The following is a 13,807-nucleotide window of genomic DNA, read 5'->3' as shown; positions in this document are numbered from 1 at the left end:
TACGGTCCCGGCTATCTCAGCGGAAACAACCCGCGTCTAAGCGTGCGAGGTTCCTTTTACAGCCTGCGCTTTTGCACGCGGCCTCAGCATGTCAAGTCCGCAAGGAGGAAAGTACGATATGAGTGATCTTGAGCACGAAGAGATAATGCAGAGCAGAGCACCTGCATGGCTCTCCGGTGTATCGATTGTAGGACTGTTAGCCGCCCTGGCGGCGCTGGGGTGGAACATCGGCCTGCAGAACCATCTGACCCAGGCCGAGCAGTCGCTCGATGCAGCCAATAAACAGAACACAGTCCTCTCGCAGAAGCTTGAAGACACGAACGAACGACTGAAGGCGCAGGGTGAGGCCCTGGGACAGAGTGTCGGTTTAACACAAAAACAACTGGAAGACCGTTCGCAGCAACTGGTCGCTACGGAGCGGGCTGACGCGGCACGTTTGGCGCGCGAGCAGAAGGCTACGCAGCAGCAGGTCGGCGATGTGCAGAGCGACGTGAGCGCCGTAAAGACGGATGTAGGTGGCGTGAAGACAGATGTTGCCAATACGCAGGCTGACCTGGCGGATACCAAAACCCAGTTGACGCGGGTGATGGGCGATGCCGGGGTGATGAGCGGACTGATTGCAACCAACCACTCGCAGCTTGAGGAGTTGAAGCACCGCGGCGACCGCAACTACTACGAGTTCACGCTGCACAAGGGCGGGGGCGCGCAGAACGTGGGCACGATCAAAGTGGAGCTGAAGAAGGCCGACCCGAAGCGTTCGAAGTACACGCTGCTGGTGAACTCGGATGACAGGAAGATCGAGAAGAAGGACAAGAACCTCGATGAGCCGGTGCAGTTCTACTCCGGCAAGTCACCTGCCCTGTTTGAGATTGTCGTGAATGACATCAGCAAGAACCAGGTCACAGGCTATCTGAGCACACCAAAGAGCGCACCGAGCCCCATCGCGGTTCCCTAACCCAGTTGTTCTTTCAAACGGAACGGCCGCGCGGCGATGCTGCGCGGCCGTTCCGCTTGCAGAAAGAGATTACTTGCGACAAGGCAGCATGAACGTGGAGAGCAGAGTGCGCAAGGAACTGCTGAATATCCTGCGTGAGCTGCTTCTTGCCGCTGCCGGCGACGATTACGGCCTCATCCGAGATCGTACAGGAGATGCTGTCGAAGTCGATGGTTCCCTTCTCCATTTGGTGATGACTTTTCGTTCATGTCCGGCCATGGTTTTGCGGAACGAAAGGGCCGCGAGAACCGCTCTTTGAAGGCAGTCGCGAATGCGGCTTTTTGGCTTACCATCATGTCATGCGGCTCCTAGTCGTTGAAGATGAAATCGAGATACAGGGCTTCCTGAAAGAGTCGCTGACCGAGGCCGGCTATAGGGTCGATGTCGCGGGTGATGGCGGCACGGCCGAGACACTCACTCGCACACACAGCTACGACGCGCTTATCGTCGACCTGGGGCTGCCGGACCAGGATGGCATCGACCTTATCCTTCGCCTGCGCAGTCTGGGCGTTACAGCGCCGGTGGTGATTCTTTCCGCGCGACGTTCGGTGGATGACCGCGTACGCGGCCTGGAACAAGGCGGCGATGATTACCTGACGAAGCCGTTCGCGTTCGCGGAGCTGTTGGCTCGCCTTCGGAATGTGCTGAAACGCAATGCGCCGACGGCCATGGAGTCCACCCGGCTGACAGTGCTCGACCTTGAGCTCGATCTGCTAAAGCGACGCGCCACGCGCAACGGCGAGGTGCTGCACCTGAGTCCGCAGGAGTTCGTACTGCTCGAATATCTGGTACGCAATGCCGGACGTGTCGTTACACGCGCCATGATCCTCGATCAGGTGTGGGGCATGCGTATCCACCCGGACACCAACGTGGTGGATGTGCATATTTATCGCCTGCGCGGCAAGGTGGACACCGAGGGGTGCGAGCCGCTGATCAAGACACTGCGAGGTGTTGGCTATGTCCTCAAAGACCGCTAACCTACCGACACGCAGCGCGGCGTGGCGCATATCGTTGTGGGGGACGCTGGCCTTTGCAGCCGGCGCCATGCTGGTGTTTATCGCGCTCCACCAGTTCATGGCGAATGACATCCAGAGGCGCAGCGATGCGTGGCTCTCCGGTGAGGTGCAGGTGCTGAACGATGTTGCGGAACGCACCCCGAAAGACCGCCTCTATAACAGGGTCGTCGGCGAGGTTGCGGAGCTGGCCAGCAGAGAGGTCCCCGATCGTTCGCGCAGCGATGCTCCGGAGAACGACGCCGTGTTCTTTCTGCAGACGTCGCGCGAGGGCCTGCCGCTGTTGTGGGTGGGCGCCGGGAACGTCGCTCCGGTGCTTCAGGCAATCCATTCGAGCCGTGCCAAGCCGGGCGTAGCCACCGACATCCATGTTGCCGGCTTCAAGTTTCCCTTCCGCGTTGTGAGCACCTCGGTGAATGATGGCAGCCGAATCTACCTGGGGCTTTCGGAACGCGATCAGCACCATGTATTGAGAAACCTGCGGCTGCGTTTCACCCTGTGGTGGCTGGCGATTGTAGGGTTCGGAGCCCTCATCATCTTCCTGACGACACGCAAGATGCTGGGGCATGTGCGCGACATCACGGAGGCAGCGTCCAAGATTGGAGACTCCGACCTGAGCCGCCGCGTGCCCACGACCGGGCGACGCGACGAGGTTGGAAATCTTGCGCGGACGTTGAACCACATGCTCGACCGCATCGAAACTTCGATGCATCAGCTGCATACGATCACCGACTCGCTGGCGCATGACATGCGCAGCCCGCTTACGGCGATACGGGGCAAACTGGAGATGTCGCTTTCGAGCGGATTGCACATCGAACAGGCCGATCCCATCGTAAGCGCGATCGAAGAGCTCGACCGGCTATGCGACTTTCTCGACTCGTCACTGGATGTGGCCGAGGCGAAGGCCAACGCCCTGCGATTGTCGCGGACGCAGGTGGACCTGGACGAGATGCTGCGCGCCATGATCGATCTGTATGAGCCCTCCATGACGGAGAGCGGTATCCGAATCCGGCTGCGAAGCTCAGGCCCGCTCTTTGTCAGCGCCGATGCAGCTCTCCTGCATCGCACCGTCTCCAACCTTCTCGACAACGAGCTGAAACATCTGCCTGCATCCAGCACCGTTCAGATTACGCTGCAGCAGCAAGGACAGGAGGCGTCTCTTCGCGTTGAAGACGATGGCCCGGGGTTCAGCGAGGAGATCCGGAACCGTTTATTCGAGCAGGGGGTAAAGAGCGCGAGCTCCCGCGGGCACGGGCTGGGACTGGCCTTTGTGCATGCCGTGGTGAAGGCGCACGCTGGGTCAGTCGAGGCGACGAACCTTGTACAGGGCGGTGCGCGTTTATCCGTTCTGCTGCCACTCGCTGAGCAAAAGGTGGCGCATGCGCCAGGTCCGTTGCTAACTTCCGTCAGCGAGAGTTGATCTCCGATTCGGAGACCTGCTCTCGCTGGCGGCGGTTGCGGTTCTCTATTGAGGATTTACGTCGCGAGCTTGGTTCAGATGAGAGGTTTGAGTTCGCCGAAGACCGTGGGAATCAGTTCGGCGACTGTTGGATGGATGTGCACTGAGTGTTGCAGCAATGACGCGGGCTGGTGCGCATACATGGCGGTGAGGATACAGTGGATCGCCTCATCGCCACCTGTACCGAGAATCGTCGCGCCGAGGATCTGCTGGTTTTCTGCGTCGACGAGCACCTTCATGAAGCCGCTGGTCTCGCCTTTCTCGACAGCGCGGCCGACGCGCGTCATAGAGCGCATGCCGATCAATGCCGGCTTGCCGCGCTCGCGTACCTCATGCTCGTTCATGCCAATATGCGCGAGAGGCGGGTCAATGAAGAGCGCGCTGCATGGGATGCGGTCGTCGACACTGCGCGAGCCGCCATCGAGGAGGTTCGCGGCGGCGATCTCGTAGTCGTTGTAAGAGGTGTGGGTGAAGGCGCCGCGGCCGTTGCAGTCGCCCAAAGCCCATATGCCGGGGGCAGAGGTTTCGAGGCGCGCATTTACCGGGATGAAGCCATGTTCGTCGCGTTCGATACCGGCCGACTCGAGGCCAAGGTCGTCGGTATTGGGGGTGCGTCCGGTGGCCAGCAACACGTGACTTGCCTTGATCGCGGGCTCGCCATCGGTACAGTCCACGTGGACGATCGGCTGCGAGCCGAGCCTCTCCAAACGGATGCATTCGGCGCCGGTGCGAATGTGGATGCCTTCACTCTCAAGGATCTTTTGTACTTCGTCGGAGACGTCGGTGTCCTCATGACTGACGAGCCTGGGCTTGCGTTCGACGACTGTGACCTCCGAACCGAAGCGACGAAAGATCTGCGCGAACTCAAGGCCAACGTAGTTGCCACCGACGATGACGAGGTGCTCCGGCAGGGTTTCGAGCTCAAGAATCGTTGTATTCGTCAGCCAGGGAACTTCGTCGATGCCGGGTATGTTGGGGACGAATGCCCTGGTGCCGACGTTCAGGAATATCTGTTTAGCCTGCAACACCTCGTCGTTGACTGTGATGGAGTGCGGGCCGGAGAGCCGTGCGGTGCCGCGGATGAGAGTGCAGTGCTCCATCCCCGTAAGCCACTTCTCCAGGCTTTGACGCGACTTGCTGACGATGGAATCCTTTCTGCGCTTCACTGCGGCCAGGTCCACACCCACGAGCTGCTGTGCCGGAAGTCCGAAGTCAGAGGCGCGGCGAATCAGGTGCGCGGCGTAAGCGCTGGCGACCATGGCCTTGGTCGGGGTGCAGCCGGTGTTCACGCAGGTGCCGCCGAGCAGCTTGCGTTCGATCAGCGCTACGCTCTTACCCGCGTCGTTGAACCGGCCAGCAAGCGATGGGCCGGCCTGCCCGGCACCCACAATGATTGCGTCGAATGTCTTGTTCATCGCCAACTCCTTGATGCCGCCCAAACCCGCAAAGTACTCTGCAAAGTACGATGCGCCAGCTGGCGCTGGCGCATCGTGTGGACTGTACGAAATTCTTTCACAGGTTTAGCTTTGTGCGAGCATCTTCGTAGCGGCCTTCAGTATGCCAACCTCGCGCTCAAGTGCCGCTGCCGTGCGGGCAATCTCCGCGTCGACGATCGACCAGTCCTTCTGCTCGATCGCCTCACGTACAGCAGGCAACGTCTTCACTCCGTAGCCGGTGTAGAAGCCAGGAGCATAGACCATGTTCTCAAACCATGGGCGGTTGGGCAGGCCAGTGGGATCGGTCAGCGCTCGCTCGGTCTTGATGAGCTCGGGGTTCACCGCGCTGTCGCCACTGGCGGCATGCGCTGTAAACGCCTTCTCATAAGCCGCTGCGGCCGCTGTGAGATCGTCGGATGCCTGATCGAGAGGCGCGAAGTTCAGATACGGCGGCACAGGTTCAACCGGCGGTGGAACGCTGACCTTCTTCGGGTCGGCAGCCGCCTTGTAGGCGCCTTCGGCGATGGCCATGTTGCGCTCCTTCGTCTGAGCACGCATGGTGTCGGCGAGCTTCTTCACCTCGGTGACGTAGTTGTGCACCGTGTCCGCTTCGTCGGTGAACTGGTAGGGGATCACATCGGCGTCTGCCATGCGCATCATCATCGTGCCGGCGGTCTGCGCGAGCGCACGGCCGTAGGCGAAGTTGGTATCCGAGTAGTGCGTGTACCAGTAGAAGTCGTCGTAGATGGAGTGATACTGGCCGCCGCCTTCATCCTCGCCGCCGTAGCCGAGGTTGGCGCTGGCGATCCCGAGATGGTCGATGAAGACGGTGTAGTCCGAGCCGGAACCGAGTGCGCCGATGCGCGTGTCAGGACGGTTGCGCGACTCCGCGCCGCCTTCGCCGCCGCGACCTGTACGCACCATTGCCGCAAGCCGGGCGCGTTTCCATACGGACATGCCGGTTTCGGGGTCCGTGACATCCTTCGCAACGCTGTTGATGAAGTTTTCTAGCGAGTGCGCGCCTTCCGCACGGAAGAAGCCGCGGCCGTTGCCGTCGGAGTTGAAGTAGGCGACGGCGTGCTCCTTCAACTCTGTTGCGTGGAACTCCGCCCACTCGGTGGAGCCGAGGAGAGCGGGCTCTTCGCCGTCCCACCAGCAGTAGATGATGGTGCGCGCGGGCTTCCAGCCCTGCTTGAGCAGCTCGCCCAGGCCGCGCGCTTCTTCGAGTTCGGGGCTGGCGCCGCTGATCGGATCGCCAGCGCCGTTGACCCATGCGTCATGGTGGTTGCCACGGATGACCCACTGGTCAGGGAAGGTCGCACCGGGGATCGTTGCGACGACATCGTAGAGCGGCTTGCGGTCCCAGTTGAACGAGAGCGCGAGATGCGCCATGACCTTGCTGGGGCCGGTCCTATAGGTGAGTGGCAGGTCGCCGCGCCACGCGTCCGGCACCACCTGGCCACCGAGCGCCAGCAGGAACGGCTTCGCATCCTCATAGGAGATCGGCATCACGGGGATCTTCGTGATCGTCTGAACCTTGTCGAGCGGGATGAGCTTGACGCCGGGCTTTGCGCCGATGCCGGGCGTCTGTGGGTCGCCGGGGTAGACAGGCATGTCCATGACACTGCCGCGCTGCACGCCTTCGGGCGGACGCATCGGTCCTTCCGGATACGACCCGCCGCGGGAGTAGCCATCGTCCTTGGGGTCGGAGTAGATGAGACAACCCACCGCGCCGTGCTGCGCAGCGAGTTTCGGCTTGATGCCGCGCCAGGTCTGGCCGTAGCGCGCGATGACGATGGCGCCCTTCACAGAGACTCCCATCCGCTCAAGCTCTTCGTAGTCGGCAGGCGCTCCGTAGTTCACATAGACCAGCGGAGCGGTCACATCGCCATCGCGCGAGTAGGCGTTGTACGTGGGCAGTTGCTCGCTCTTCTGAGCGGATGTGGGGTCGATTGCCAGGGCCGGCTCTTCGAGCTTCGCTTCAAACTTGTTGGGGCCAAGCAGCTCGAGTTTGCGCGACTTCGGCGTCGGGAAGAGGGCCTCAAACTGTTCGATCTTGGCGTCGAGACCGTAGGACTTCAGCTGCGCAAGGAGCCACTCGGCGTTGTCCTTGTCATAGGGTGAGCCGACGTGGTGCGGGCGCGCAGAGAGGCGGCGCATGTTTTCGCGGAGATTGTCCGTATTGGGAATCGCGCGGAACTTCTGCTCCCATTGGATCTCGGTGGCCGAATGCTCTGCGGTGTAGCCGCGCAGAGGCGCGGTCTGTGTGGGCTCCACGGCATAGGCCGCCATGGAAAGCGATAGAAGGCAAACAGTAAGACGGCGCATGCGACAATCACCTCGCTAAAACAAGGAATGGAAATGAATGGAGTGTGGCTGACAGGGCCACGAACAATTGCGGTGTACTTTGGGTTGTAATAGTCTCCACGCATAGTGTCAACTTTGTTCTCCCTGCCCTGCCGATGCGCATGGGGGTTGTTCCATGCTTCTTCAGGCCTCGCAGATCTATCTCAAAGCCCTTTGAAGGATGCCGCCAATGACGATATTCAATAGCATGCAGATTGCCTTTCCACGCACCCTCCGCAGCCTGATGGCCGTTGCCACTTCCACATTCTGTCTGGGTCTTTATGTGACCGCGCCCGTGCAGGCCCAATCCACAGCTTCGGCGCATAAGCAGGTTGAGCAGCTGGTGGATGCGGGAGCGGCGAACTGGAAACAGGTCTCCAAAGAGATATGGGGCTACGCCGAGCTTGGCTATCACGAGAGCAAGAGCTCGGCGCTGCTGCAAACGCAGATGAAGGCGGCCGGGTTCAAGGTGGAAGCCGGCGTGGCCGATGAGCCGACGGCATTCATCGCCAGCTATGGCGAGGGCAAACCCGTCATTGCGATCCTGGGCGAGTTCGATGCCCTGCCCGGCCTCTCGCAGCAGACGACACCCGACCGCGAGCCGGTCGTCGCCAACGCACCGGGGCACGGCTGCGGCCACAACCTGCTGGGCTCTGGCGCTGCGCTCGCGGCTGTTTCGGTGAAGGAGTACATGCAGGCCAACCACATCGCGGGCACGCTGCGGTACTACGGCACGCCTGCGGAGGAGGGCGGCTCTGGCAAGGTCTACATGGTGCGCGACGGCTTGTTTAAAGACGTCGATGTGGTGCTGCACTGGCACCCGGGCGACCGCAATGGTGTGATCAACGGCGGCCTGCTCGCAGTGGACTCGGCGAAGTTCACCTTCCACGGCATCGCTGCCCATGCTGCGATGGCTCCAGATCGCGGCCGGTCCGCGCTCGACGCCGTGATGCTGATGGGGACAGGCATCGAGTTTATGCGAGAGCACATACCGAGCAACTCGCGTGTGCACTACATCATCTCCAAAGGAGGCGTGGCGCCGAACATCGTGCCGGACCTGGCGCAGATGGACCTGATGGCGCGCAACCCTTCCAACACTGTGCTTACAGGCATATGGGACCGCATCCTGAAGATTGCGCAGGGCGCGGCGCTGATGACAGGCACTACGCTCGAGGTCACCGGCATCGGCAGCGATGCCAACATTGTGGGCAACGATGCATTAGCGCCCGTCGCGCAGAAGAACCTTGAGGAGGTGGGCGGCTACACGATGGACGCCTCGCAGAAAGAGTTTGCGCTGCGGCTGCAAAAGACTTTGGGTATCGATACGGTGCCGAGCCTGGATCAGACGGATACGATCGAGCCGCTGCGTCCTGTCGACCCGAATGCGCCTTCGGCTTCGACCGATGTCGGCGATGTGAGCTGGGTGGTGCCGACGATCGGCTTCACCACCGCGACGTTCGTACCCGGCGTGGCCGCACACACCTGGCAGGCTACCGCCTCAGCCGGCATGAGCATCGGACAGGATGGCATGATCATCGCCTCCAAAGCTCTTGCCCTGACGGCTGCCGATCTGTTCACGAAGCCTGAGCTTGTAACAGCAGCGAAGGCCGACTTTGCGCGGAAGATGACCGGCAAGACCTATCACTCGCCTATCCCTGTTGACCAGAAGCCACTTATCAACTACCGCGGAAACTGATCGACCAAGATGCTATTGATCAATCGACCCTTGTCGCAATAAGTCATCCATGTCTGCGCAGGCAACTTTTTGCCGTCTGCGTTAATTAGTCCTTGCTCGACAAGCTGACATATAGTATTTTTATACAAATTCATCAAAAGCCCATACTCCCCTGTGGGCAGACGTGCATCCCTCCCCAGGATTCCAAGGATATGGCCCCCCGTTGTGCCATGCCCACGTTGAAACTTTTCTTTCCGTGCATCACGCGTTCAGCTTCATGTTGTTCACTCGTTCTCCGCGCTGCCGAGAATTGTGCGCTTCACCCAGGTTTCCAAGGTAGCCCCTGTTGAAGAAATACAAGCACCACGAGAAATAGCATATCCAGTGAGGACAAATTGATGAATCGATTCCGTTTAGGGTGGTCCCTGTCTGCGCGTACCTCAGCACTCTTCTTCGCGATCGCGGTGCTTTGTTCTGGCATGGCGTTTGCGCAGTCGACCAGCGGTACCATCACCGGTACGGTCACTGATCCGCAGGGCGCCATGATCGCCGGCACGACCATTACCGTCACCGATACGAGCACGAAGCAATCGCGTACCACGAAGACGAATGGAACCGGCCAATATGTACTCGTCAATATCGTCCCTGGCACCTACGATATGACCGCGGTGAAGGATGGGTTCTCGACCGATCAGATTTTGGGCATCGTCGTTAGCGTTGGTGCGCAGACGAACGCTAACTTCAGGATGGCCCTCGGTTCTACAAACACCACCGTTGACGTGCAGGCGTCCAATGCCGACCTGCAGACCATGAACGCTTCGACCGGCACCACTGTCGACCCGGCTCTGGTCGATTCGCTCCCCGCTATTGGCCGCGACGTAGCCACCTTTATGGAGATGCAGCCTGGCGTCGCACCGGGCGGTCAGACCGCCGGCACCACCGCCGACCAAACTACCTTCACTCTCGATGGCGGCGCCAACACCTCCGACATGGACGGCACGGCCATCGGCTACACCTCCGGAAACACCAACTCCACTACCGGTGGTGCCCTCGGCGCAGGCCCTGCGGGTGTGGTTCCCATGCCTCAGGACTCCATTGAAGAGTTCAAGGTCTCCACGACAGGCCAGACCGCCGACTTTGCAGCTTCGTCGGGTTCGCAGTCCCAGGTCGTCACCAAGCGCGGCCACGATCAGTGGCATGGAACAGCGTACGAGTACTATCTCGACAACAGCTTCAATGCGAACAGCTGGCAGAACAACTTCCCGAAATCCATCGGCTATACACCCAAGCCCAGCTATCACTACAGCCGCTTTGGTGTCGCAGCCGGTGGTGCGGTTCTCCCGCGTCTGCTGGGTGGAAAGACCTACCTCTTCGCTAACTACGAAGGCTTCCGCTACCCGCTGGCAGCGACCTACGAGCGCACCGTTCCTTCTTACGCGTTCCTGCAGCAGCAGCAGCTTACATTTGCTGGCACAACCTATAGCCAAGCCGCATTGCTTGCGGCCGATCCCCGCGGCATCGGCATGCCGACGACGATGAACACCTACTACAACAGCGAACTGCCGGTCGCACCCGTCACCAACTCCGGTAGCGTCGGCAACAACGGCGCAACCTATGCCGGCACCTTCGACCAGAGTTGCGGTGCGCTCTCGACCTCTTACTGCGATGGTGTGAATACCATCGGCTACAGGGCTAACGTCAATACCCCTCAGCGCAGCAACTTCCTCGCTACACGTCTCGATCATGATTTCGGTGCGAAGTGGCATCTTATGGCCAGCTACCGCTACTACAATCTGCAGAATCTCACCAACAACCAGGTCGATATCGGCGGCCAGTTGCCCGGCGACAAGATCGGTACGCCCGTCGCGGTCACTCCGCGTCCGCAGCAGCCCTGGTTTCTCGTCCTTGGTATGACTACCAACATTAGCTCCTCCCTCACGAACGACTTCCACTACAGCTACCTGCGGAACTTCTGGCAGTGGAAGGGTTCTGGCGCTCCGCCCCAGGTCTCCGGCGCAGTTGGTGCTATCGAGCCTCTCGGCGAAAACACCACCACTGTCCTCTCCCCTTACAACGTCAACACCCAGAACATTCGTACCCGTATCTGGAATGGCAAGGACAACTCCTTCACCGACAACCTCTCCAAGCTGAAAGGGGATCACTTCATCCAGGTGGGCTTCTCCTACCAGCACAACTGGAATTACCACCAGCGCACGGACAACGGTGCCAGCATCAACTACACACCCACCTATCAGATAGGCGATGCGGGCGGGGGCGGTACTGCCACCTACTCTGCAGCTGGCCTGGGCTCTGTCGGCGCTAACGCGAGCTCGAACTACGCTCGGCTGCTCGATACCTACTACGGCATCGTTACGGACACTCAGGTAGCCAACACCTATAGCAATGTAAACGGCACCCTGACGCTGAACCCGCCCAACACGCCGTTCGGCGCAAAGGTATCCATCCCCTTCTACAACATCTATGCCACGGATACCTGGCATGCGACCAAGTCCCTAACGCTCAGCTATGGCCTGAGCTACTCGATTGAAATGCCCCCCAGCGAAGCCAATGGCAACCAGGTACAGTGGACCGATACCGCCGGGGATGCGATCCACCTTGACCAATGGCTGACGAACCGCAAGAACGCAGCTGCCGCAGGCCAGATCTATAATCCAACCATTGCCTTTGCTTTGCTGAAGAACACTCTGGGCAATCATAAGTACATCTATAACCCTTACTACGGCGGTGCAGCCCCGCGTATCTCCTTCGCGTGGAACCCGAAGTTCCAGAATAAGCTCCTGGCGAAGGCCTTCGGCGATAGTGCAACCGTCATTCGCGGAGGTTATGGCAGGATCTATGGCCGCCTCAACGGCTCGCCGGAAGTCCTCAACCCGCTGCTCAGCCCCGGTCTCGTTCTGGGTACACGTTGCCAGTATGTCCAGCCGAGTACAACCGCTGCTGGTACCTGCCTCCAGTCCGGTTACACGGACGCCACAACGTATCGCTACGGCGTGGATGGAATCAGCCCGCTGACGGCTTCCGCTCCGCCGCCGGCCACTCTTCCCCAGCCCTATCGTCCCGGCGTCGACGGGCCGGGCGTATCCATCGCCTCGCCACTCGATCCTACCCTGCGTCCCAGCGATGTGGACACGTTCAACCTGTCCATTCAACGCCAGATCAACCGCAAGATGCTGATCGAAGTCGGCTACATCGGTCGTCTCATTCACCACGACTATATCTACAAGAACCCCAACCAGGTTCCCTACAACCTGTCATATGGGGGCCAGACCTTCGAGTCTGCCTATGTCGCCATCGAAACCGCGTTGGGCTGCACAGTCTCTTCTTCGATCTGCCAGAAGAGCGCAACGCCCACATCCATCGCCCCGCAGCCCTTCTTCGAAGCGGCTCTCGGTGGAACCGGATCGGCCTACTGCGGCGCCACAAGCTGCACCCAGGCCGTTCTCAACAAGCAGACCAGCAAGTTCCGCCAGCAGGACATCTTCTCCCTGTGGCAGGTGCTTGACAACAACGTGAACGGCGCGAATGGCGCGGGCTTCGTCTTCGGTCGTAGCCTCTCGGGTACAGCCATCACCAGTCCCGCCAACGCCGCCTACGGTAGCGCTGGTCAGGTCGTCACCGGCCAGAGCATCGCGGTTCCGGATGGCTACGGCAACTACAACGGCATCTACCTCACCTATAAGGTCAGCGGTTGGCATGGCTTGACGGCGCAGGAAAACTTTACCGCCAGCAAGGCCCTGGGGCTGGGTTCGTTCAATCAATATTCCAGCTCCATCTCGGCGGAAGACTCCTACAACCTTCGGCAGCAGTATGGCCGTCAGCCCTTCGACCAGAAGTACATCTTCAATACCTTCCTGGTCTATCAGACCCCTTGGTATAAGGACCAACAGGGCATCATCGGTCGTCTCGCCGGCGGTTGGACGATCTCGCCTGTGGTTCAGGCCGGTACAGGACAACCCATGACCTGCTCCACCTTCAACTCCGGTCAGAACTTCGGCGGTGAGGATGGCTCGACCTTTACCGACAGCGAAAGCTGCATCTTGACCTCCCAGTACACCGGCGGTCACGAAACCCACCGTGGAATCACTGGCGGTATCGATAACTCCTCGGGTACCAACATCAGCGTCGGTACCAGCGTCCATGCTGGCGCGCCTTCAGCGGCCGTCAATATGTTCCAGAACCCGGTGCTGGTCTACCAAACCACTCGTCCTCCAGTTCTCGGTATCGACGCGCGTGACAATGGTGCTGGGCCGATCAGTGGCTTGGGCTACCTCAACATGGACCTGACCGTCAAAAAAGGCGTCCAGATCTGGCATAAAACCAACTTGGAGCTCTCCGGTACGTTCCTAAACGTCATGAACCACAATGACTTCTCAAACCCCAGCTTCAGCATCAACAGTTCGGCTGCCTTCGGCGTTACCAAGACGCAGGTCAGCACTCCTCGTGAAATCGAGATGGGTGCACGCGTCAGCTTCTAACCGACAGGCTGCGACCACAGCCTTCCACATCAAGCAAGCAAAAGCGGCGCTGACAGGTTTCCTGTCAGCGCCGCTTTTCTATGAATCGAACAACCGCAAACGATGAGTACAGAAAAACCCCTTCCTTTGGCCTCTGCCGCGCCTGCGGGCTGTGCTCCATTCCTGCGATGCGGTTTCGGAGTTTGTACAGGTTTGGATCGTAGATTCGTTGGAGGTGGCAGTTGATCTTCGATGGGATGACGACCGTTGCGCACATAGCCTGGGTATGCTCGAGGATGCCCGGCTGTCATAGCCTCGATCCGATATCAGCCTACGGACGCCCAGCAGCGCGAGGGCCTCGGTGTAGTCACTGCGTTGTCCAGCCGAGAGGCGGAACTGAAGCGGTTGT

General features: G+C 60.0%; 8 protein-coding genes. 5 read left to right on the top strand and 3 right to left on the bottom strand.

Annotation, left to right across the window (positions count from 1 at the left end; all coding sequences use genetic code 11):
• Positions 1 to 118: 118 nt before the first annotated feature.
• On the top strand, positions 119 to 955 hold the full coding sequence (locus GOB94_RS14540) for a hypothetical protein (RefSeq protein ID WP_182276592.1): 837 nt from the start codon (positions 119 to 121) through the stop codon (positions 953 to 955).
• A gap of 13 nt (positions 956 to 968) precedes the next feature.
• Here the strand turns inward: GOB94_RS14540 and GOB94_RS14535 are convergent, their stop codons facing one another.
• Positions 969 to 1,181 (bottom strand): hypothetical protein, encoded by a 213-nt coding sequence (locus GOB94_RS14535; RefSeq protein ID WP_182276591.1) that lies wholly within the window; start codon positions 1,179 to 1,181, stop codon positions 969 to 971.
• Between the two features lie 94 nt (positions 1,182 to 1,275).
• Between GOB94_RS14535 and GOB94_RS14530 the strand changes: the two genes are divergently transcribed.
• Positions 1,276 to 1,971: a response regulator transcription factor gene (locus GOB94_RS14530; protein ID WP_275943219.1), complete on the top strand. Its 696-nt coding sequence runs from the start codon at positions 1,276 to 1,278 to the stop codon at positions 1,969 to 1,971.
• Entirely contained in the window at positions 1,952 to 3,427 is a 1,476-nt protein-coding gene (locus GOB94_RS14525; RefSeq protein ID WP_182276589.1) for an ATP-binding protein, read from the top strand. Before GOB94_RS14530 ends, GOB94_RS14525 begins: the two co-directional genes overlap by 20 nt.
• Positions 3,428 to 3,501: 74 nt before the next feature.
• Here the strand turns inward: GOB94_RS14525 and GOB94_RS14520 are convergent, their stop codons facing one another.
• A complete protein-coding gene (locus GOB94_RS14520) occupies positions 3,502 to 4,881 on the bottom strand; it encodes an FAD-containing oxidoreductase (RefSeq protein WP_182276588.1) in 1,380 nt (459 codons plus the stop codon).
• Between the two features lie 105 nt (positions 4,882 to 4,986).
• Entirely contained in the window at positions 4,987 to 7,230 is a 2,244-nt protein-coding gene (locus GOB94_RS14515) for a transferrin receptor-like dimerization domain-containing protein (RefSeq protein WP_182276587.1), read from the bottom strand.
• Positions 7,231 to 7,438: 208 nt separating this feature from the next.
• Here GOB94_RS14515 and GOB94_RS14510 point away from each other — a divergent pair, with 208 nt between their 5' ends.
• Entirely contained in the window at positions 7,439 to 8,944 is a 1,506-nt protein-coding gene (locus GOB94_RS14510; RefSeq protein WP_220464941.1) for an amidohydrolase, read from the top strand.
• Positions 8,945 to 9,402: 458 nt separating this feature from the next.
• The gene (locus GOB94_RS14505; RefSeq protein ID WP_220464940.1) at positions 9,403 to 13,419 is read left to right on the top strand and encodes a carboxypeptidase-like regulatory domain-containing protein; all 4,017 of its coding nucleotides are present in this window, start codon (positions 9,403 to 9,405) and stop codon (positions 13,417 to 13,419) included.
• The last annotated feature ends 388 nt before the right edge of the window (positions 13,420 to 13,807 follow it).

The organism is Granulicella sp. 5B5 (genome assembly GCF_014083945.1).
Lineage (GTDB): Bacteria > Acidobacteriota > Terriglobia > Terriglobales > Acidobacteriaceae > Granulicella.
The sequence above is the reverse complement of the archived record's forward strand: the minus strand, read 5'-3'. Positions and strand labels throughout refer to the sequence as shown.

Coding starts and splice junctions, on each gene's coding strand:
- GOB94_RS14540 (WP_182276592.1), top strand. CDS start 119: ATGAGTGATCTTGAGCACGAAGAGATAATGCAGAGCAGAGCACCTGCA.
- GOB94_RS14535 (WP_182276591.1), bottom strand. CDS start 1,181: ATGGAGAAGGGAACCATCGACTTCGACAGCATCTCCTGTACGATCTCG.
- GOB94_RS14525 (WP_182276589.1), top strand. CDS start 1,952: ATGTCCTCAAAGACCGCTAACCTACCGACACGCAGCGCGGCGTGGCGC.
- GOB94_RS14520 (WP_182276588.1), bottom strand. CDS start 4,881: ATGAACAAGACATTCGACGCAATCATTGTGGGTGCCGGGCAGGCCGGC.
- GOB94_RS14515 (WP_182276587.1), bottom strand. CDS start 7,230: ATGCGCCGTCTTACTGTTTGCCTTCTATCGCTTTCCATGGCGGCCTAT.
- GOB94_RS14510 (WP_220464941.1), top strand. CDS start 7,439: ATGACGATATTCAATAGCATGCAGATTGCCTTTCCACGCACCCTCCGC.
- GOB94_RS14505 (WP_220464940.1), top strand. CDS start 9,403: ATGGCGTTTGCGCAGTCGACCAGCGGTACCATCACCGGTACGGTCACT.